Source organism: Collinsella sp. AF29-7AC, from assembly GCF_003475665.1.
GTDB lineage: Bacteria > Actinomycetota > Coriobacteriia > Coriobacteriales > Coriobacteriaceae > Collinsella.
Genome location: NZ_QRQX01000011.1, coordinates 1 through 18,680 on the forward strand (window position 1 = coordinate 1; position 18,680 = coordinate 18,680).

Annotated in this window: 24 protein-coding genes and 1 pseudogene; 1 reads left to right on the plus strand and 24 read right to left on the minus strand. The window is 60.9% G+C overall.

All coding sequences use genetic code 11. The annotated features are described in order from the left end of the window. The first annotated feature begins 18 nt into the window (after positions 1-18). Entirely contained in the window at positions 19-255 is a 237-nt protein-coding gene (locus tag DWZ15_RS10890; protein ID WP_369833242.1) for an IS3 family transposase, read from the plus strand. A gap of 767 nt (positions 256-1,022) precedes the next feature. On the opposite strand, the gene rplX is transcribed toward DWZ15_RS10890, so the two are convergent. From rplX to DWZ15_RS06260, 24 genes and pseudogenes are all read right to left on the minus strand, one after another. After that, positions 1,023-1,328: a 50S ribosomal protein L24 gene (gene rplX / locus DWZ15_RS06145; RefSeq protein ID WP_006235043.1), complete on the minus strand. Its 306-nt coding sequence runs from the start codon at positions 1,326-1,328 to the stop codon at positions 1,023-1,025. Between the two features lie 13 nt (positions 1,329-1,341). Then, complete coding sequence (rplN, locus tag DWZ15_RS06150) at positions 1,342-1,710, minus strand: 50S ribosomal protein L14 (protein WP_006235041.1); 369 nt, start codon at positions 1,708-1,710, stop codon at positions 1,342-1,344. A 118-nt stretch (positions 1,711-1,828) separates the two neighbouring features. Then, positions 1,829-2,089 (minus strand): 30S ribosomal protein S17, encoded by a 261-nt coding sequence (gene rpsQ, locus DWZ15_RS06155; protein ID WP_006235040.1) that lies wholly within the window; start codon positions 2,087-2,089, stop codon positions 1,829-1,831. A gap of 16 nt (positions 2,090-2,105) precedes the next feature. Continuing rightward, positions 2,106-2,321 carry a 50S ribosomal protein L29 gene (rpmC, locus tag DWZ15_RS06160; protein ID WP_006235039.1) on the minus strand — a complete coding sequence of 72 codons (216 nt, stop codon included), beginning with the start codon at positions 2,319-2,321 and terminating at the stop codon, positions 2,106-2,108. Positions 2,322-2,428: 107 nt separating this feature from the next. Next, positions 2,429-2,824, minus strand: a pseudogene (gene rplP, locus DWZ15_RS06165) (50S ribosomal protein L16); the annotation flags it as partial. Next, entirely contained in the window at positions 2,824-3,534 is a 711-nt protein-coding gene (rpsC, locus tag DWZ15_RS06170; RefSeq protein WP_006235037.1) for a 30S ribosomal protein S3, read from the minus strand. The pseudogene rplP and the gene rpsC, both read right to left, overlap by 1 nt. Before the next feature lie 6 nt (positions 3,535-3,540). Further along, positions 3,541-3,912: a 50S ribosomal protein L22 gene (gene rplV / locus DWZ15_RS06175; protein WP_006235036.1), complete on the minus strand. Its 372-nt coding sequence runs from the start codon at positions 3,910-3,912 to the stop codon at positions 3,541-3,543. Between the two features lie 14 nt (positions 3,913-3,926). Then, positions 3,927-4,187, minus strand: a complete 261-nt coding sequence (gene rpsS / locus DWZ15_RS06180) for a 30S ribosomal protein S19 (protein WP_006235035.1) — start codon at positions 4,185-4,187, stop codon at positions 3,927-3,929. Positions 4,188-4,219: 32 nt separating this feature from the next. Continuing rightward, a complete protein-coding gene (gene rplB, locus DWZ15_RS06185) occupies positions 4,220-5,050 on the minus strand; it encodes a 50S ribosomal protein L2 (RefSeq protein WP_118449969.1) in 831 nt (276 codons plus the stop codon). A gap of 179 nt (positions 5,051-5,229) precedes the next feature. Then, entirely contained in the window at positions 5,230-5,517 is a 288-nt protein-coding gene (rplW, locus tag DWZ15_RS06190; protein ID WP_006235033.1) for a 50S ribosomal protein L23, read from the minus strand. Then, positions 5,518-6,144 (minus strand): 50S ribosomal protein L4, encoded by a 627-nt coding sequence (rplD, locus tag DWZ15_RS06195; protein ID WP_006235032.1) that lies wholly within the window; start codon positions 6,142-6,144, stop codon positions 5,518-5,520. It lies immediately after the preceding gene. A 46-nt stretch (positions 6,145-6,190) separates the two neighbouring features. Next, positions 6,191-6,811, minus strand: coding sequence for a 50S ribosomal protein L3 (gene rplC / locus DWZ15_RS06200; protein WP_035137484.1), 621 nt, complete (start codon positions 6,809-6,811; stop codon positions 6,191-6,193). 449 nt (positions 6,812-7,260) lie between these two features. After that, on the minus strand, positions 7,261-7,887 hold the full coding sequence (locus DWZ15_RS06205) for a histidine phosphatase family protein (RefSeq protein ID WP_117655029.1): 627 nt from the start codon (positions 7,885-7,887) through the stop codon (positions 7,261-7,263). 39 nt (positions 7,888-7,926) lie between these two features. Beyond that, complete coding sequence (locus DWZ15_RS06210; RefSeq protein ID WP_199580043.1) at positions 7,927-9,081, minus strand: cation diffusion facilitator family transporter; 1,155 nt, start codon at positions 9,079-9,081, stop codon at positions 7,927-7,929. A 150-nt stretch (positions 9,082-9,231) separates the two neighbouring features. Beyond that, positions 9,232-10,446 (minus strand): PTS fructose transporter subunit IIB, encoded by a 1,215-nt coding sequence (locus tag DWZ15_RS06215; protein WP_118449971.1) that lies wholly within the window; start codon positions 10,444-10,446, stop codon positions 9,232-9,234. Positions 10,447-10,486: 40 nt separating this feature from the next. Continuing rightward, complete coding sequence (gene accD, locus DWZ15_RS06220) at positions 10,487-12,205, minus strand: acetyl-CoA carboxylase, carboxyltransferase subunit beta (protein WP_233544649.1); 1,719 nt, start codon at positions 12,203-12,205, stop codon at positions 10,487-10,489. Further along, entirely contained in the window at positions 12,198-13,541 is a 1,344-nt protein-coding gene (locus DWZ15_RS06225) for an acetyl/propionyl/methylcrotonyl-CoA carboxylase subunit alpha (RefSeq protein ID WP_118449975.1), read from the minus strand. The genes accD and DWZ15_RS06225 overlap by 8 nt, the downstream gene beginning before the upstream one ends. Positions 13,542-13,551: 10 nt before the next feature. After that, complete coding sequence (gene fabZ, locus DWZ15_RS06230; protein ID WP_118449977.1) at positions 13,552-13,974, minus strand: 3-hydroxyacyl-ACP dehydratase FabZ; 423 nt, start codon at positions 13,972-13,974, stop codon at positions 13,552-13,554. A gap of 9 nt (positions 13,975-13,983) precedes the next feature. Continuing rightward, positions 13,984-14,460 (minus strand): acetyl-CoA carboxylase biotin carboxyl carrier protein, encoded by a 477-nt coding sequence (accB, locus tag DWZ15_RS06235; RefSeq protein WP_118449979.1) that lies wholly within the window; start codon positions 14,458-14,460, stop codon positions 13,984-13,986. Between the two features lie 3 nt (positions 14,461-14,463). Next, the gene (gene fabF / locus DWZ15_RS06240; protein ID WP_233544650.1) at positions 14,464-15,714 is read right to left on the minus strand and encodes a beta-ketoacyl-ACP synthase II; all 1,251 of its coding nucleotides are present in this window, start codon (positions 15,712-15,714) and stop codon (positions 14,464-14,466) included. Between the two features lie 36 nt (positions 15,715-15,750). Beyond that, complete coding sequence (gene fabG / locus DWZ15_RS06245) at positions 15,751-16,524, minus strand: 3-oxoacyl-[acyl-carrier-protein] reductase (protein WP_118449981.1); 774 nt, start codon at positions 16,522-16,524, stop codon at positions 15,751-15,753. 30 nt (positions 16,525-16,554) lie between these two features. Continuing rightward, complete coding sequence (locus DWZ15_RS06250; protein WP_118449983.1) at positions 16,555-17,481, minus strand: ACP S-malonyltransferase; 927 nt, start codon at positions 17,479-17,481, stop codon at positions 16,555-16,557. Then, on the minus strand, positions 17,469-18,413 hold the full coding sequence (gene fabK / locus DWZ15_RS06255; RefSeq protein ID WP_117862226.1) for an enoyl-[acyl-carrier-protein] reductase FabK: 945 nt from the start codon (positions 18,411-18,413) through the stop codon (positions 17,469-17,471). Before fabK ends, DWZ15_RS06250 begins: the two co-directional genes overlap by 13 nt. Positions 18,414-18,415: 2 nt before the next feature. Beyond that, positions 18,416-18,652, minus strand: a complete 237-nt coding sequence (locus DWZ15_RS06260; RefSeq protein ID WP_055285196.1) for an acyl carrier protein — start codon at positions 18,650-18,652, stop codon at positions 18,416-18,418. Positions 18,653-18,680 lie beyond the last annotated feature (28 nt).

Genomic DNA, 18,680 nt, shown 5'->3' on the forward strand with positions numbered 1-18,680 from the left:
CGAGATGCGTTTGCGAAAGTGGTCAATTTTAGATTAGCGCTAACACGTGGAACTACGTCTGCCTGCTCGTCGACCTCTGCAACGGGGAGATCGTCGGCCACTCCGAAGGACCGAGGAGGGACGCGCGAGCTCCGAGCCAAGCTCTTGGATTACGTGCACTGGTACAACAACTTCAGGATCCACTCGACGCTGGGCTACATGTCGCCGGTCGAGTTCAGGGAGGCGGGGCCGTCCCTCCCGGAATCGTCCAAATAAGTGTTGCCAATCCATAGCCAATCCAGCCATCATCTTCGCGAAGGCGGACGTCAGGAAAAGCTCGGCTTGAGCTCGGTCGGACGCGGTCTGTGGGGCATCATTCAGGCTCAGGGGGTCTCCTTGTCTTCTTCGGTCGCAACCTGAATGATAGGGACGGCCCCTTCTCTCTTTCCCCTTCGTTTTCGACGCGTCACCCTCTCGGCGGGCTTAAGGCCCGCGCTCGCGGGTGCAGGGGCTACGCCCAAACCCCAAAAACGTAACGCCGTGCTCGAAGCGTTTCCGGACGTCAGCGTAATCTCAAATCCCGTTCGTCAACTCATGGGCAAGCCACCTGAGACTACTCATTTCTCCTACTGGCAATGAAGACCTGCGACCTGCAGTTTTGCAAACTGCTTGAAAGCCACCTGCGTTGATTCACTTCCTATTGCAGCTGGCGGCTTGCACGCGAAAAGGCATTTAAGTTTCAAAACGGGCGTTTTCGGCGCTATCGAGCCTCCAAAGGCATCCCGCCGCGCCCTTTGGGACAAAAACAAAAACTCAAAGCCCTGAGTTCGAAAATAGTTTTTGGAGTTGTCCCGACTTTTGTCCCCGAAGCCGACGAAACGCGACAGGGTGTCACCTGGCGGCACTCGATTCGAGACGGCACCGAAAACTGGATGCAACCGGAATGACAGGACGGCAGAACCGAAGCCATCGAGTGGGGATAGAAAAAGGCCCGGGTGCCATGGCATCCGGGCCTTTGCTAGCAACTTGATGTTGCGGGCAGCTTAGAACTTGTGGCCGCACTTCTTGCAGACGCGCAGCTTGTTCTTGCCGTCCTTCTCGTGACCGACGCGGGTAACCTTACCGCACTCGGGGCAAACGAGATTGACGTTGGAGGCGTCGATGGGAGCCTCCTGCGAAACGATGCCGCCCTGCTGGTTGGCAGCGTTGGGCTTGACGGCCTTCTTGACGACCGAAACGCCCTCGACAACGACCTTGTTCTCGGCGGGGAGAGCACGCAGGACAACGCCCTGCTTGCCGCGATCCTTACCAGAGAGAACCTGGACCTTATCGCCCTTCTTGATATACATATATCTCCCCTAACTACAGGGTCTCGGGAGCGAGCGAGACGATCTTCATGTACTTCTTGTCACGAAGCTCGCGAGCGACGGGCCCGAAGATACGGGTGCCGACGGGCGAACCATCGTTGTTGATGACAACGCAGGCGTTCTCATCAAAGCGAATGTAGGAGCCATCCTTGCGGCGGATCTCCTTAACGGTGCGAACGACGACGCAACGGACAACGTCCTTCTTCTTGACGTTGGCGCCAGGGGTAGCCTCCTGGACAGCACCGATGAACACATCGCCGATGCCTGCATAACGACGCTTGGAACCGCCAAGCACCTTGATGCAGCGAATCTTGCGAGCGCCGGAGTTGTCGGCGACGTTCAGCATGGTTTGCATCTGAATCATGGTAGATGTTCCTCCGAACTAAGAACCGAAGAGAGGTGCGCAGCCTTTATACGGCCCGTGGTATGCAAGCCAGGCATACGCACATCTTCGGAAACGTACAAGTCGTAAGAGCGACTGCTTATTTAGCGCGCTCGACGACCTCGATGAGGCGCCAACGCTTCATCTTGGACATAGGACGGGTCTCCATAACGCGGACGGTATCGCCCACGCCAGCCGTGCACTCCTCGTCGTGAGCGTGCAGCTTCTTGGAGCTGGTCATCATCTTGCCGTACTTGGGGTGACGCTTGCGCTCGGTGATGGTGACAACAATGGTCTTGGCACCGGAGACGGAGGTAACGACACCCGTACGGACCTTACGCGAGTTACGCGAATCAGTCATGTTCTCTCCTTAGGTCCTACTCGGCGACAGCGGACTTCTCCGCTGCGATCTCGCGGGCGCGCTGCTCCGTGAGGACGCGAGCGATGTCCTTCTTCACGGTGTTGACGCGAGCGGTGTTGTCCAGCTGGCTGGTGGCCATCTGGAAACGAAGGTTAAAGAGCTCGGCGCGCATTTCCTTCAGCTTCTCAACGAGCTGAGCGTCCGAGAGCTCACGAATCTCTGCGGGCTTCATTAGTTCTCCTCCTTGGCGGCGGCGGCGTCCTCAGCAGCCCACTTGGCCTCGAGAGCGGCCTCCTCAGCCATCTCCTTCTCGATGCGCTGCTCAGCGTTCTTGGCAGCAACAATCTTGGTCTTGATGGGAAGCTTGTGCTGTGCAAGACGTAGAGCCTCGCGAGCGACCTCCTCGGGCACGCCCTTGACCTCGAACATGATGCGGCCGGGCTTGACGACGGCCACCCACTCCTCGGGATTACCCTTACCAGAACCCATGCGAGTCTCGGCAGGCTTCTTGGTGATGGGCTTATCGGGGAAGATCGTGATGTAGACACGACCGCCACGCTTCATGTAGCGGGTCATGGCAATACGAGCGGCCTCGATCTGACGGTTGGTGATCCAATGGGCCTCGAGAGCCTGGATACCAAACTCGCCGAAATGCAGCTCGGTATTACCCTTGGCCTGGCCCTTCATGGAGCCACGCTGCACCTTGCGGTGAAGAATACGCTTAGGGGCAAGCACTACTGACCCCTCCTCTCGGAGTTACGACGACGAGGACGGGAAGAGCCCTCGAGTGCAGGGTTGGGAACGGGCTGGCCCGGGAGCTTCTCGCCCAGGTAGATCCAGACCTTCACGCCGCAAGCGCCCATGGTGGTGCTGGCGACAGCCGTGCCGTAGTCGATCTTGGCACGGAGGGTGTGCAGAGGCACGCGACCCTCGCGGTACCACTCACGACGGCCCATCTCGGCACCGCCGAGACGACCGGAGCACTGGATACGGATGCCCTTAGCGCCGGCCTTGCGGGCAGACTGGACAGCCTTGCGCATAGCGCGACGGAAGGCAACGCGGCCCTCGAGCTGCTCGGCGATAGACTGAGCAACGAGGTTGGCGTCGAGCTCGGGGCGCTTGATCTCGACAACGTCGACGGAGAGCTGGCCCTTGGAGACGCCAGCGACCTTCTCGAGCTCGGTGCGGAGGGTATCGATCTCGGCACCCTTCTTACCGATGACAACGCCGGGGCGAGCGGTGAGGATGATGACCTTCACCTTGTCGCCAGCGCGCTCGATCTCGACGCGGGAGACAGCTGCGCGGGAAAGACGCTTCTCGAGGTACTTGCGGATCTCGAGATCGTTACCGAGGGTCTTAGCGTAATCCTTCTCTGCGAACCAGCGGGAGCGCCAGTTCTCGGTGATGCCAAGACGGAAGCCGGTGGGGTAGACTTTCTGACCCATACAGCTTTACGCCTCCTTTCGAGGAGCAACGACGACGGTGATGTGGGAAGTACGCTTCAGAATGCGAGAAGCGGAACCCTTGGCGCGGGGACGGATGCGCTTAAGCGTCGGACCCTCGTCAACATAGGCAGCGGCGACAACCAGGTTGTCGGCACGCAGACCGTTGTTGTTCTCGGCGTTCGCAACGGCGGAACGGAGAACCTTCTCGACATCCACGGCGACGGCGCGGTCGCAGAAGTGGAGGATGTCGAAGGCCTGAGCGACAGGCTTGCGGCGGATCAGATCGACCACCAGGCGGGCCTTGCTGGGGGAAACACGCACGTACTTAGCGACGGCGCGAACCTCGGTGGCCTCAGTTTCAATAGACTTAGTTGCCATTTACGGTTAACCCCCTATTTGGCCTTGTGGCCACGGAACGTACGAGTCGGCGCGAACTCGCCGAGCTTGTGACCAACCATGGACTCGGTAACATACACGGGCACATGCTTGCGGCCGTCGTGGACGGCGATGGTGTGACCAACCATCTCGGGGAAGATGGTGGACGCGCGGGACCAGGTCTTCACGACGTCCTTCTTGCCAGCCTCGTTCATCGCGGTGATACGCGAGAGAAGGCGAGTCTCCACGAACGGGCCCTTTTTGAGACTTCTGCTCATAAGTGCTTTCTCCTAAAACTCGGTATCCGAAATTACTTCTTACGGCGACGAATGATGTGCTGGTTCGAGACCTTCTTCTTCTTGCGCGTACGAAGGCCCTTCGTCGGCTTACCCCAGGGGGTAACAGAGGGACGACCAGAGGTGTGGTTCTTGCCCTCGCCACCGCCGTGCGGGTGGTCGACAGGGTTCATGACGGTACCGCGGACGGTCGGGCGCACGTTCATGTGACGCTTACGGCCGGCCTTGCCGATGACGATGTTGGCGTGATCGGCGTTGCCGACCTCACCGACGGTGGCGCGGCAGGTAACGAGGATGCGGCGCATCTCGGAGGAAGGCATACGGACGATAGCGTACTTGCCCTCCTTACCCATCAGCTGGCAGGAGTTACCGGCGGAACGGGCGATAGCAGCGCCCTTGCCCGGCTGGAACTCGACGGCGTGGATGAGCGTACCGACGGGGATGTCGGCGAGGGGCAGAGCGTTGCCCGGCTTGATGTCGGCGTCAGAACCAGACATGATGGTCTGACCGACCTCGAGGCCCTTGGGGGCCAGGATGTAGCGCTTCTCACCGTCAGCGTAGTGCAGCAGAGCGATGCGAGCGGAACGGTTCGGATCGTACTCGATCGTGGCAACCTTGGCGGGCACGCCGTCCTTGTTGCGCTTGAAGTCGATCACGCGGTAACGACGCTTCACGCCGCCGCCCTGGTGGCGGGTGGTGATGCGGCCGTTGTTGTTACGACCGGCCTTCTTGGGCAGGGGCTCGAGAAGGGACTTCTCGGGCTTGATGCAGGTGATCTCGGAGAAATCGGAGATCGTCTGCCAACGCCTACCAGCGGAGGTCGGCTTAAGGTGCTTTACAGCCATTACAATCCCTTTCAATAGGAATCCGTTAGCCATCGCAGACAGGGATTCGAGGTTCTGCCTCGGGTGCGATGACACCGGACGTATACACGGTTCCGGGCGTGTCCATTTTATACGCCCGAAACCTTGAGCTCTCGCCTCCCCTATTTGGGAGGCATGAGCTCACTCAACAGCAGCGAGTCTTAGGCCTGGTTGCCAAAGACCTCGATGGTGTCGCCCTCGGCCAGCGTGACGATGGCCTTCTTCCAAGAACGGGTCTTGCCGGCGACATAGCGCACGCGCTTGGTCTTGGGCTTGACCGTCAAGGTGTTCACGCGAACGACCTTGACGCCGAAGATCTCCTCGACAGCGTCCTTGATCTGATACTTGTTAGCATCCTTGGCGACCTCGAACGTGTACTTGTTCTGCTCCATGCCGGAGAAGGAACGCTCGGACACGATCGGACGGATGATGATCTCGTGGGCGGTCATTTATGCAAGCACCTCCCCGAAGTGAGCGGCGATGTCGGCGGGCATCAGCACAGCGTTGTTGTTGACGAGATCGTAGGTGTTGGCCTCGTCAGCGGTGATGATGAACGTCTTGGGAATATTGCGGAACGACAGGTAGGCGTTGACGTCCTCATCGCGAACGATGATGGTCAGACGCTTGCCCTCAAGGCCGAGAGCCTTGAGCATGGCAACGGCAGCCTTGGTGGAAGGCTTCTCGAAGCCGTAGTCGTCGACGAGCACGAGCTCGCCATCGGCCAGCTTGGCGGACAGCGCGGAGCGCATAGCCAGCTTGACCTCCTTGTTGTTCATACGCTTAGCGTAGGAACGGGGCTTGGGGGCGAAGACAACGCCACCGTGACGCCACTGGGCAGCACGGATGGAACCCTGGCGGGCACGGCCGGTGCCCTTCTGACGCCAAGGCTTCTTGCCGCCACCGGAAACCTCAGAGCGGCCCTTAGCGGACTGGGTGCCCTGACGCCAAGAGGCCATCTGGCACTTGACGATGTGGTGCATAACGTGGATGTTCGGCTCGATGCCGTACACCTCAGCGGCGAGCTCGGCCTCGGCGACCTTCTTGCCCTCGCTGTTCTTTACTTCAAACTTTGCCATTTAAGTGTTCTCCTTGGTATGACGCTGGGCTAAATGGGCTGGGCCCTTAGGCCATACGGATGGCGACGAGACCATTCTTGGCACCCGGGACAGCGCCCTTGACCAAGATGAGGTTCTGCTCGGCATCGATGCGGACAACGGAAAGGTTCTTGACGGTAACGCGCTCGTTACCCATGTGACCGGCCATCTTGACGCCCTTGAGGACGCGCGCAGGATAGGCGCACTGACCGATAGAACCGGGGTGACGCTGGAAGTGAGAACCATGCGTCATAGGACCGCGGCGCTGACCCCAGCGCTTGATGCGACCCTGGAAGCCCTTACCCTTGGAGGTACCGATGACGTCGACCTTCTCGACATCAGCGAAATCAGCGACGGTGACGACCTCGCCGACCTTGTGCTCCTCGCCGTTCTCGACGCGGACCTCACGAAGGAAGCGGACAGGCTCGACGCCAGCCTTGGCGAAGTGACCAGCCATGGGCTTGTTCACGTTCTTGGCCTTGATGTCGCCGAAACCGATCTGGACGGCGTCATAGCCGTCGGTTGCCTGAGTTTTAACCTGCGAGACAGCGCAGGGGCCAGCCTGGATGACCGTGACGGGAACGACGTTATCGTCCTCGTCCCAAACCTGGGTCATGCCAATCTTGCGGCCGAGAATCATGCTGATCAAGATATGATCCCAACTCTCGCGTGGTCTTGGGACAATGCGTACACCACCGAGCGTACGCCCCTAGAGGACCACTACTTACACGACGTGCTCCCCAGTCTTGTATTGCGCCCGGACTACCTGACAACCCTATTAAGCAGGCATTTTGTCCAGCCAGAATACTCCCCTGGTTTCACACAGCTGTTTAGTATACACGGCTGCGGGCGTATCCATCGAGATTCATATTTCACTCACATTGTTTACGCAGGTAAAGTGCGTGGATGGCTCCCGAGCACGGCGGAGGGCCGGAGAAATATATTAAGGTCCCTGCTCTACAGTCCTGCGCAAGACGGAGAGCACATTAAGTGCTCTCCTTTGCGTGCGGAACTCGCGATGACCTTAATATATTTCTCCGGCCCTCCGCCGTGCTCGGGAGACGACACGTTGATGTCTGCTTAACTCTGCTCGCTCAGCTAATTACTTTGTTGAGGATCGATGATTTGCTGCAAGATAAACTTGGATTGGGGCGCGTTGCCTTCTTCTCCCGACTTTTCCTCTTCGAAATCGAAAATCATGATGGCGCAGTTGGGGAGTTTTGTTGGGAACTCGAAGCCCTCTGGGGCTGCAGCTTTGATGAATTGGCGGCTGGCGCTGCCGTGGCTTACTGCTAGAAGGGTTTCGATGCCCTCAGAGCCCATGAGATTGGTGAGGGTGCCCACCATGCGCTCCTGCAGGGCATGGCTTCCTTCTCCGCCAAATGGGATCAGGTCCTCGCCGGGGTCCCAGACGTCGGTGGGTAGGGCGTCGTGGGGGCCTTCTTCGAAGGTGCCGTAGCTGCGCTCGATGATGCCTTCGCAGGGCTCGACTGCTGCATCCCGGCCGAGGAGTTCGGTTGCGACGAGACTTGCCGTGTCCATGGCTCGGCCTAAGGGCGAAGAGACCACTTTGTCGGGGACGACGCCGTGGGCTTTGAGCCATGCGGCTGCCATTCCCGCTTGCTTGCGGCCCAGATCGGTCAACGGAGAATCGCAGCGGCCCTGGACGAGCTTTTTAACGTTGAATTCTGTCTGACCGTGGCGGAGTAGATATAGACGCTTCATGCTCTCCCCTTCTGTATAACTTGCTTTGCTGGCACAGCCCTACTCGTGGGTATGGCCTACGTAGTCTTCGTCGATCGTGATCTTGGCGACCGACTTGGGATATTCCGATTCGACCCGTTTCGCCAGCGCGCGCTTCAGGTCCTCGGCGCTCATCGCCAAATCCGAGGGACGTACGCAGTCAAAGATCACGTTGGTATGCGTGGGGCCCGGAACACAGCGTAGGTCGTGGATCGAGAGGCGGCTATCAATCTCTTGAGCCATAGCGTTGATGCGCAGACGCATGCTCGCCACCTTTGGATCGTCGGTCACGATGGGATCGTAATGGAGCGTGACGATCATGCCGTCTTCGACCCTAAACGACTGCTCGATGTTATCGAGCGTGTCGTGACTTTCCAGCGGGCTGGCCTCGGCTGCCATCTCGGCGTGAGCGCTTGCGAACTTCCTGCCCGGGCCGTAGTCGTGAACCATCAAATCGTGAACGCCCAAAACGCCGGGGTAGCTCATGATCTTGTCTCGAATGTGCTTGACCAGCTTTGGATCGGGTGCCTGGCCCAAAAGCGGGCTCACCGTATCCAGGATGAGCTCAAAGCCGCTCCAGCCGATATAGGCGCCAACGGCAAGGCCGACCCATGCGTCAAGATTGATGTGCGTCACCTGCGAAACAATTGCGCACGCCAGCACGGCACCCGTAGCTAGGACATCGTTCTTTGAGTCCTGAGCGGTCGCATGCAGCGTCTCGGACTCAATGCGATCGCCGAGCTTTTGGTTGAGGGCCGCCATCCAGAGCTTAACAATCATCGAAAGCACCAAGACTGCCACCAGGGCAAGCGAGAACTCGACAGGTTCGGGGTGGATGATGCGCTCAACCGAGGACTTCACCAGCTCAACGCCAATCAGCAGCACGAGCGCCGCCACGACCAGACCCGAGAGATACTCGTAGCGGCCATGTCCGTAAGGATGCTCGGGGTCGGCCGGCTTGCCCGCCAGCTTAAAGCCAAGCACGCTCACGATGTTCGAGCTGGCATCGGACAGGTTGTTCATGGCGTCCGCCACAATCGAAACCGATCCCGACAGCACGCCAATTGCACCCTTCGCAGCGCAAAGCGCAACATTAGCGAGAATACACACTATGCCCGTCAACGTTCCCACGCGCGCACGGTCGCCCTGCGCACGACGAACAATCCACTCGACCATCCTCATCAGTCCCCACGGTACTACCTATATATCTATTGCTCAAACGGATTGTAGTGTAGCCACTTTGCCCCCCAGATACAAAAAGGCCGCAACCCACACGGGCCACGACCTTGGAATGTGCCATGCGGGACTGCCCCTTTGTCGATCGATTTATGCGCTTGCTTCAGCAGCGCTCGCCACTGTTTCGAGCGAATCAGCTGCGTCTTCTGCCGCCTGCATCTTTGTCGGCACCACGCCAAAACAGCAGCTCAGCGCCGCAGACACCGCAAATGCTGCGCCGCCGGCAGCGCAGCACCACAGCAGATTCGAGATGCCGCCCGTGGCAAAGCCAATGACCATAAGGACATTCGTCATGCCGATGGTATAGGCCGTAACGTGGCCCACGGCCGCAACAAGGCCTCCGACGGCGCCGCCAATGGCCATGCATGTCAGACACCTGCCATATTTAAAGCCGCAGCCGTACAGCGCCGGCTCGCTTACGCCGCCAAGCACGCCCGAGATCGAATAGCCCAGCATGAGCGCCTTCTCGTCCTTATCCACAACGCGGAGCGACGCGCCAAAGGGCATGCCCCAAACGGCGAACGTCGCCATCGTCGCAGCGATCAGAATGCACGAATCCGTTCCCACACTCATAAACTGCGCATAGGCGAGCGATAGGACAACGTTGCTGACACCCGCGATCTTAAGAAACTCCCAACCCGCGGCAAGTCCCATAAGCGTGAGCAGCGACACGATGCCACCGGAATTGCCAAGCATAAACATAAGCTGCCCCAACAGCATGCCCAGATAGCTGCCCGCCGGCGCCGTAATACACAGCGAGACCGGAACCATGACGAGCATGGTTGCAAACGGAACAAACGAAAACGCCACGGCCCTAGGGATAACGCGCTGGAAGAAACACTCCACTCGCCATAGCACGGGTACCGAGATGAGAACCGGAATAACAGTCGTTGTGTAATCGTTGACCGGCGCGGGAAGCAGACCATACACGAAAGTCATCGCTGCCCCCGTCGTCGATGCGGCATCGACGAGCTTAAGCAGATCGGGCGCAATCAATACGCCGCCCAGCATCATGCCCAACTGCTCCGAGCAACCGAGCTGGCGGGCGGCCGCCCAACCAAGATAAATGGGCAAAAAGTAGTAGCCGGCGTTATAGAGCCAACTGTAGAACAGGCGATAGATTTCGGAATCGGCAGACCACAGGCCCAGCATGCCTTCGCCCATAATGACGGCGGCGGTGCGGAACAACGCCGCGCAAACAATAAACGGCAGCGCCGACATCATGCTTTTGGACAGATAGTCCACCACGGCCATGGCGTTTGATGAAACCGTCGTTGTAAACGAGGTGTTAGAAACTTGTGACATGGAACGCCTTTCCCAATGTGACATGCGGGCTGTCCCTTTGTCACATCGTGCGGTACTGACCGATTGCGCGGTACTTTTCGTAGCGGAGGTTTGTGAGGGTCGCGTCGTCGAGCTGCCCAAGCGTATCGAAGGCATCAAATGCCGAGGACATGACGGCACCGGCGATCTCCTCATGCGACAGGCCCCTATCGTCAACAATGCCATCGATAATGCCGAGCACCAACAGATCGGGGGCCGTGAGCTTAAGCGCCTCGGCGGCCTCATTCGCGCGCTCGGTATCCTTCCACAGGATCGACGCACAGGCCTCGGGGCTCACGACCGAATAGGCCGAGCTCGAGAGCATCAGGATGCGGTCGGCCACGGACAGCGCCAGCGCGCCACCAGAGCCGCCCTCGCCTGTCACCACCGAGACAATCGGCGTCTTAAGGCCGCTCATCTCCATGAGATTCTGGGCAATCGCCTCGCCCTGGCCGCGCTCCTCGGCACCGATGCCGCAAAACGCGCCCGAAGTATCAACCAGGCACAGAACCGGCCGACCAAATTTCTCGGCTTGGTGCATCAGGCGACGTGCCTTGCGGTAGCCCTCGGGATGTGCCATACCAAAGTTGCGACGCATGCGCTCTTTGGTCGTGGTACCGCGCTCGATGGCGATAACCGTCACGGGTCGCCCGTCTTTCCAGCCAATGCCACCCACCACGGCAGCATCGTCGCCAAAGTAGCGGTCGCCGTGCAGCTCTACGAATCCGTCGAGACCCAACGAGATCATCTCGCCTGCCGTGGCGCGGTTCGCCGAGCGAGTCTGTTTGACGATTTCGAGCGCGCTTTTTGGTGCGACCGAGCGCTTAAACAAGTGTCCCAGCTTTTTGTCGCGACGACCCGTATGCACGATCTCATGCGGTGCCCCCAGGCCGGGCGCGTGCCCTTCGTGCAGCGCCAGCAGCTCGCCTACCGTGAGCGCAATCTCACCACGCGGAACAACGGCATCGCAAAAGCCGTGCTCCAGCAAAAACTCGGAACGCTGGAATCCCTTGGGCAGACGCTTGTGCATGTTCTGCTCGATCACGCGCGGGCCGGCAAATGCCGTCAGGGCATCGGGCTCGGCCAGGATAATGTCGCCCTCCATGGCAAAGCTCGCGGTTACACCTCCGGTCGTGGGATCGGTGAGCACCGTGATATACAGGCCGCCCGCCTCGCTGTGGCGCCTAACCGCCGCAGAAATCTTGGCCATCTGCATGAGCGAGGTCACGCCCTCCTGCATGCGGGCGCCGCCCGATACGGTAAAGCCAACGACCGGCAGCCCCAACTCGGCCGCGCGCTCAAAGACACGACAGATCTTCTCGCCCACCACGGAGCCCATTGAGCCCATCATAAAGTTGGCATCCATAAAGAAGAGCGCGGTATCGCAGCCGCAGATTTTGCCCCTGCCGCACACAACGGCATCGCGCTCGCCCGAACGCTCGCTCACGCTCTTAAGCTTGTCGGCATAACCGGGAAACGAGAGGAAGTCCTTCGACGCCAGATTGGCATCCCATTCCTCAAAGGTACCCGCGTCGACCGTCATGCGCATGCGCGCGCGACCGCTCACGCGAAAGTGTTTGCCGCAACGAGGGCAGACCTCGAGGTTGTCGTGCAGGCGCGCCTCATCGATCACACGGCGGCACTCCGGGCATTTGACAAACACGTGGCGCGCGGGGAACTCGGCGCACGACTCGGTTATCGGCCCCTCAAGGACATTGACCGTCTTCGCTTTTCTATTCATCAGCATAGAGATGCCCCATCAGATCGGTGTGATACATGCCCGACAAAAACTCGTCGTTTGCCAGCACGTCGAGCTGAAGCTCGCTATTTTCGCTCACGCCCTCAATCACGAGCTCGCCCAGGGCCGAGCGCATCTTGCGAATGGCACCGTCACGCGTGGGCGCGCACACGATGAGCTTGCCGAGCATGGAGTCGTAGTACGGCGGAACTTTCGCTCCGGTAAACATGGCGGAATCCCAGCGCACGCGCGGACCACCCGGCACACGCAACGCGGTGACCGTTCCACATGACGGTAGAAAGTCCGGCGTTTCGGCATTGATGCGGCACTCCATGGCGTGGTTGCGGACCGGTACGTCCTCCTGCTCAAAGGGCAGAGGCTGGCCGGCAGCCACGCGCAGCTGCCACTTAACCAGGTCGGTATCGGTCACAAACTCCGTAACCGGATGCTCCACCTGCAAGCGCGTGTTCATTTCCATAAAGTAGAAATTGCCGTCATCTGAGTACAAAAACTCGATGGTGCCAGCGCCCTCATAACCGACGGCACGAGCCAAGTCGCGCGCGGCCTTGTGCATGCGCGCGCGAATATCGTCGCGTCCGTCGAGGCACGGCGCGGGGCTCTCCTCGATCAGCTTTTGGTTGCGGCGCTGCACCGAGCACTCGCGCTCGCCGAGTGAAAACACATGGCCCTGCTTATCGGCCATAATCTGTACCTCAACGTGATGCGCCGGCGCGACGAACTTCTCCATGTAGCACTCGCCGTCGCCAAAAACGGCCTCGCCCTCGGCACGCGCCTCGATGAACGCCTTTGCCGCGTCTTCCACGCGCTCGACCTTGCGAATGCCGCGACCGCCACCGCCGGCACGCGCCTTGATGAGCACGGGACAGCCGATGCGCTCGGCCTCGGCCGTCGCCTCCTCGGGGCTTTTGAGCAAATCGCAGCCCGGCACGATGGGCACGCCCGCGGCAGCAGCCGTTCGGCGTGCGGCGTCCTTGTCGCCCATGCTGTCGATCACCTCGGCCGAAGGACCGACAAACGCCAGACCGTATTTGTCGCAGTCGCGCACGAAGCTCGCCTTCTCTGAGAAAAAGCCATAGCCGGGATGAATTGCCTTAGCTCCCGACTTTACGGCACAGGTGAGCACGGCATCGTCGTTGAGGTAGCTCTCGGCAAGACGCGGGCCGCCGATGCAATACGCCTCGTCGGCAAGCTGCACGTGTAGCGCGTCCGCATCGGCCGTGGAATAAACGGCGACGGTCTTGATGCCCATATCGCGGCACGCGCGGATAACACGGACCGCGACTTCGCCGCGGTTGGCGATGAGCACTTTGTCGAACATGAAGCCTTCCTTAACTTTCGTGCATGAGTGCAAAAGACATATCGGCGCGGCAGCAAACCTCACCGTTGACGCTCGCAGTACCCGTCGCAAAGCGGAACGGCCCGTGCGCACGCGTGATGGAGCACACCAGATCCACCGTGTCGCCCGGGCGCACCGGACGCTTAAAGCGCACCTTGTCCAGACTCGTGTAGAACGGCGTCGCGCCGCGCGCCTCCTCATCGCCCATCAGCAGCACGCAGCAGTTCTGGGCGAGCATCTCGCACTGAATCACGCCGGGGACGACCGGGTTTCCCGGAAAATGTCCCTGCAAAAAGTACTCGTCACCCGTAATCGTGATCTTGCCGTGGGCCTCGTCGCCCACCAGCTCGGCTTCGTCGAGCAAAAGCATCGGCTCGCGATGCGGCAACAGCTTCTTGAGCTCTTCTTTGTTCATGGATATCACCTATCCGATCCTCATGAGGCAGCTGCCAAACTCCACGAGGTCGCCATCGGCCACGCAGATCTCGAGCACCTCGCCGTCTGCCTCGGCCGTCACCTCGTTGAGAACCTTCATGGCCTCGATGATGCAAAGGGTCTCGCCGGCCTTGACCTTGGAGCCCACGCGCACAAACGGCTCGTCGCCCGGCGCAGGGGCAGCATAGAAGACTCCCACCATGGGAGCAGTCACCTCGGTGCCCTTGGGCTCCGGCGCGGCGGCAGGCCCCTGCGCGGCGGGCTCCGGCGCGGCGGCAGGCATGGCGACAGGAGCCACCGCCGGAGCGGCCACGGCACCCGGCATAGGCATGGGCACGGCAACCGGCTGCGCCACACTCGCGCGCTCGAGTTCGACCGCGGTGCCATCGGGCTCCTCAACGCGTACGCGCGTGAGGCCGCGGTCCTCCATCACATCGGCTATCTCGGCAAGTCTTTTGGAATCCATGCTCTAGCTCCTCGTATATCTACGCAGCGCGATGGCGGCGTTGTGCCCGCCAAAGCCTAGGTTGGTCGAAAGCGCCCAGGTAAGGTCGGCGCGAACCGCGCGATTGGGCGTGTAATCAAGATCGCAGGCGGAATCGGGCGTGTGGTAGTTAATGGTCGGCGGCACCACGCCCTGCTCGAGTGCCATGGCGCAGGCCATGACCTCAATGGCCCCCGTGGCACCGATCATGTGCCCCGTCATCGACTTGGTCGACGAGACATGTGCGGCGCGCGCCGCGTCCTCGCCGAGCGCTCGCTTAATGCCCGCCGTCTCGGACGAATCATTAAGCTTGGTCGAGGTGCCGTGGGCATTGATGTAGAGGCCCTCGGAAGGCTTGACGTCGCCCTCGGCCACCGCCAGCGATATCGCGCGGGCAATGCCGGCAGCCTCGGGATCGGGGCTCGTGATGTGATAAGCATCATCGGTGTTGCCGTAGCCCACGACCTCGGCATAAATGTGCGCACCGCGCGCCTGCGCATGTTCCATGCTCTCGAGTACCAGCACGCAAGCGCCCTCGCCCATCACAAAGCCGTCGCGGTCTGCATCGAACGGGCGGCAAGCCGTCGCAGGATCGGGGTTGGTGGTCAATGCGCGGCAGGACGTAAAGCCTGCAACGGCATCGGGGATAATGGCCGCCTCGGCGCCGCCCGCGAGGATCGCGTCGGCATAGCCGTGCTTGATGGCGCGGAACGCCTCGCCCACCGCATGGGCCGAGGTCGCGCAAGCAGTCACGACTGGCAGGGTCGGTCCCTTTGCCTTGTGGCGGATCGCGATATTGCCCGAAGCCATGTTGGGGATCATCATCGCAATCATATAGGGCGATGCGCGGCGAGGTCCACGATCGGCGATCGTGTGGACGTTGTCGACGAGCGTCGTCATGCCGCCCACGCCCGAGCCCACGTAGACGCCCAGGCGCTCACGATCGATGGCGCCTTCGACATCAAAGCCCGCATCGTGCATTGCCTCGTCCGAAGCCGCCATCGCAAACTGAACGCAGGGGTCCAGATGCTTGGCGTCACGCTTGCCAAAGTACTCGTTGCCGTCAAAGCCCTTGACTTCGGCCGCCACCTTGACGGTAAACGCATCGGTATCGAAGTGCGTGATCGGGCCGATGCCACAGGTCCCGGCGCACATGGCCGCCCAGGTGGCAAGCGCGGTGTTGCCGAGCGGCGATACGGCACCGATGCCGGTGATTGCAACTCTCTGTTCCATCATGGTCTCCTCATCCAAGCCGTTCTTCGGCCCTGGTTTCTACATCGCCATTCCGCCGTCGACGCGCACGACCTCGCCCGTAATGTAAGCAGCCGCATCGCTCGCTAAAAAGCGCACCACGCCGGCCACTTCCTCGGGACGTGCCATGCGCTTAAGGGGAATCTGTTCCTCGGTTGCTGTACGCACCTTCTCCGAGAGCTTTGCCGTCATATCTGTCTCGACAAACCCGGGGGCGACCGCGTTCGCTCGTACGCCACGAGGCGCAAGCTCGCGCGCCACCGCCTTGGTAAGCCCTATCACGCCTGCCTTGGAAGCAGCGTAGTTGGCTTGCCCGGCATTGCCCATCAGGCCCACGACCGAGCTCATGTTGACGACGCAACCGCCGCGCTGGCGCATAAAGGTCTTGGTGAGCGCGCGCGTCATATTGAATGTTCCCTTGAGATTGACATCGAGCACGCGGTCGAAGGCATCGTCGCCCATACGCATGAGCAGGCCATCGCGGGTGATGCCGGCGTTGTTGACAAGCGCCCAAATGGAGCCAAAGTCGTTGAGGACCGTCTCCACGCACGCGTTGACGGCATCGGGCTCGGCCACGTCACATTGATATGCGCGCGCCGTGGCGCCAGCCGCCTCGCAGGCTTCGCACGTCTCACGCGCCGCATCGACGCTTCCGGCATAGATGACGGCGATATCAAAGCCGTCCTCCGCCAGGCCCACGGCACAAGCGCGACCGATACCGCGCGAGGCGCCCGTGACCAGCGCCACGCGACGCGAGTCGATGCGCTCGAGCGCGCCGTTGTTCAAGTTGCCCATGTCATTCCTTTCGGGTTACAGCCCTATGGGCTATGCGAGCTCGTTGGCAATAGCTGCGACCTGTTCTGCCGTTTCGCACGAATACACGCGAACGTCGCTCAACGTACGCTTGACCAAGCCGGACAGCGTTTTGCCAGGGCCGACCTCAATAAACGTATCGATGCCTTGATCCTGCAGAGCATGCAGCGTGTCGACCCAGCGCACGGCATGACTCACCTGGTTGGCAAGCATCTCCGCTGCCGCCTGCGGGTCGGCCGGATAGGGCGCCGCTGTCATATTTGCCATAACAGGAATGAGCAGCGGGGACGGCGCGTGACCGGCCTCGATATATGCAGCAAGGCCACAGGTCGCCTCGGCCATATAGGGGCCATGGAATGCACCCGACACCGCGACCTTCATGGCGCGACCGCCAGCCTCTTTCACTAGAACGTCGAGCTCCTGCAGCGCCTCGGGCGCTCCGGCCACAACCGTCTGCTGGGGGCTGTTGTAGTTGACCGGCCAGCAGTCCTCGCCGGCCTGTTTTGCCAAGCCCTCGACCTGCGCCGCATCGAGTTTGATGACGGCGCGCATGCCGCCGGGGTGACGCTCGGCCGCCGTGGCCATCAATGCCGCGCGCTCACATACGAGCTCAAAACCCGCTCGCGTATCGAATGCCCCCGCAAAGGTGAGTGCAGCGACCTCGCCCAGCGAGAATCCCGCACAGGCGGCAGGCACCACGCCGCGCTCGCGCAGGGCGACGGCGACAGCCAAGTCGTGCACGAACACGCAAGGCTGCGTGTTCTCGGTCTGCGAGAGCTCCTCCTTGGAGGCGCTCCGGCACTGCTCGCTGGTCCCCGGGCGCACCTCGTCGGCAATGGCGAACACCTCGGCAGCCGCCGGCGATGCTTCGATGAGGTCGACGCCCATCGCGGGGTGCTGGGCACCCTGACCGGCAAACAGAAACGCTACGCTACCCATGCGGACGCACCCTTCAGGACATGCTCGGCGCCGCCGACCAGATCGTCGACGATTTCGCGAGCGCTCTGGCGCTCGTTGACCATGCCGGCAATCTGTCCGCACAAATACGAACCCTCTTCGTAATTACCGTCCTTTGCCGCCTTGCGAAGCGCACCCGTGCCCATGGCCCCGAGCTCCTCGGGACTTGCGCCCGCCGCCTCGTTCTTGGCATACGCGTTGGTGAAGGGGCTCTTGAGGGCTCGAACCGGATGTCCCGTCGAGCGACCGGTCGCGCGCGTCGACGTGTCGCCTGCCTTGAGCACCAGCTCTTTGTACTGTTCGGATACGGTGCACTCGTTTGCGACCAGAAAGCGTGTTCCCACCTGGACGCCGGCAGCGCCGAGCATAAAGGCGGCCGCCACACCGCGGCCATCGGCGATACCGCCAGCCGCGACCACGGGAATATCGACCGCATCGACAACCTGCGGCACCAGTGCCATCGTCGAGGTCTCGCCAATATGGCCGCCTGATTCGGTGCCTTCGGCAACCACGGCGGTGGCCCCGCGACGCGCCACGAGACGCGCCAGCGCCACCGAGGCAACGACCGGGATGACCTTGATGCCCGCCTCGTTCCACGCCTTCATGTACTTGGTGGGATTGCCGGCGCCGGTCACCACAACGGGCACCCGCTCATCAATCACCACTTGTGCGACCTCGTCGACAAACGGGCTCATGAGCATAACGTTGACGCCAAAGGGCTTATCCGTCTTGGCGCGCAGCTCGTGAATCTGATCGCGCAGCCAGTTGGCATCGGCATTCATGGCCGCGATAATGCCTAAGCCGCCTGCCTCGGACACGGCCGATGCCAGCGAGGCGTCAGCAATCCAGGCCATGCCGCCCTGGAACACAGGCTTTTCGATGCCGAGCAGATCGCAGAGAGGAGACTTGAGCATCACTACTTCTCCAATGCCGCCTCGACCGTATCGACGAACTCGCCGACCGTCTTGGGGTTCTCCTCGGTATCGAGCTCAATGCCAAACTCGTCCTCGACGGCAACGAGGATCTCGACGGTACCCAGGCTGTCGAGGCCAATCTCCTCGAGCGTGGACTCGGGCTTCATCTCGACATCGTCAAGGCCGGCGGTCTCGCGGATAACGTCGCAAACGCGCTCGAAGGTCTTCTGATCTGCCATGGTAGTTCTCCTTTGTTTGTGCCCCAGG

What these genes read in the sequence shown, in the direction of transcription:
- rplX (WP_006235043.1), bottom strand. Translation starts at nt 1,328, where the DNA reads ATGTATATCAAGAAGGGCGATAAGGTCCAGGTTCTCTCTGGTAAGGAT.
- rplN (WP_006235041.1), bottom strand. Translation starts at nt 1,710, where the DNA reads ATGATTCAGATGCAAACCATGCTGAACGTCGCCGACAACTCCGGCGCT.
- rpsQ (WP_006235040.1), bottom strand. Translation starts at nt 2,089, where the DNA reads ATGACTGATTCGCGTAACTCGCGTAAGGTCCGTACGGGTGTCGTTACC.
- rpmC (WP_006235039.1), bottom strand. Translation starts at nt 2,321, where the DNA reads ATGAAGCCCGCAGAGATTCGTGAGCTCTCGGACGCTCAGCTCGTTGAG.
- rpsC (WP_006235037.1), bottom strand. Translation starts at nt 3,534, where the DNA reads ATGGGTCAGAAAGTCTACCCCACCGGCTTCCGTCTTGGCATCACCGAG.
- rplV (WP_006235036.1), bottom strand. Translation starts at nt 3,912, where the DNA reads ATGGCAACTAAGTCTATTGAAACTGAGGCCACCGAGGTTCGCGCCGTC.
- rpsS (WP_006235035.1), bottom strand. Translation starts at nt 4,187, where the DNA reads ATGAGCAGAAGTCTCAAAAAGGGCCCGTTCGTGGAGACTCGCCTTCTC.
- rplB (WP_118449969.1), bottom strand. Translation starts at nt 5,050, where the DNA reads ATGGCTGTAAAGCACCTTAAGCCGACCTCCGCTGGTAGGCGTTGGCAG.
- rplW (WP_006235033.1), bottom strand. Translation starts at nt 5,517, where the DNA reads ATGACCGCCCACGAGATCATCATCCGTCCGATCGTGTCCGAGCGTTCC.
- rplD (WP_006235032.1), bottom strand. Translation starts at nt 6,144, where the DNA reads ATGGCAAAGTTTGAAGTAAAGAACAGCGAGGGCAAGAAGGTCGCCGAG.
- DWZ15_RS06205 (WP_117655029.1), bottom strand. Translation starts at nt 7,887, where the DNA reads ATGAAGCGTCTATATCTACTCCGCCACGGTCAGACAGAATTCAACGTT.
- DWZ15_RS06210 (WP_199580043.1), bottom strand. Translation starts at nt 9,081, where the DNA reads ATGGTCGAGTGGATTGTTCGTCGTGCGCAGGGCGACCGTGCGCGCGTG.
- DWZ15_RS06215 (WP_118449971.1), bottom strand. Translation starts at nt 10,446, where the DNA reads ATGTCACAAGTTTCTAACACCTCGTTTACAACGACGGTTTCATCAAAC.
- accD (WP_233544649.1), bottom strand. Translation starts at nt 12,205, where the DNA reads ATGAATAGAAAAGCGAAGACGGTCAATGTCCTTGAGGGGCCGATAACC.
- DWZ15_RS06225 (WP_118449975.1), bottom strand. Translation starts at nt 13,541, where the DNA reads ATGTTCGACAAAGTGCTCATCGCCAACCGCGGCGAAGTCGCGGTCCGT.
- fabZ (WP_118449977.1), bottom strand. Translation starts at nt 13,974, where the DNA reads ATGAACAAAGAAGAGCTCAAGAAGCTGTTGCCGCATCGCGAGCCGATG.
- accB (WP_118449979.1), bottom strand. Translation starts at nt 14,460, where the DNA reads ATGGATTCCAAAAGACTTGCCGAGATAGCCGATGTGATGGAGGACCGC.
- fabF (WP_233544650.1), bottom strand. Translation starts at nt 15,714, where the DNA reads ATGATGGAACAGAGAGTTGCAATCACCGGCATCGGTGCCGTATCGCCG.
- fabG (WP_118449981.1), bottom strand. Translation starts at nt 16,524, where the DNA reads ATGGGCAACTTGAACAACGGCGCGCTCGAGCGCATCGACTCGCGTCGC.
- DWZ15_RS06250 (WP_118449983.1), bottom strand. Translation starts at nt 17,481, where the DNA reads ATGGGTAGCGTAGCGTTTCTGTTTGCCGGTCAGGGTGCCCAGCACCCC.
- fabK (WP_117862226.1), bottom strand. Translation starts at nt 18,413, where the DNA reads ATGCTCAAGTCTCCTCTCTGCGATCTGCTCGGCATCGAAAAGCCTGTG.
- DWZ15_RS06260 (WP_055285196.1), bottom strand. Translation starts at nt 18,652, where the DNA reads ATGGCAGATCAGAAGACCTTCGAGCGCGTTTGCGACGTTATCCGCGAG.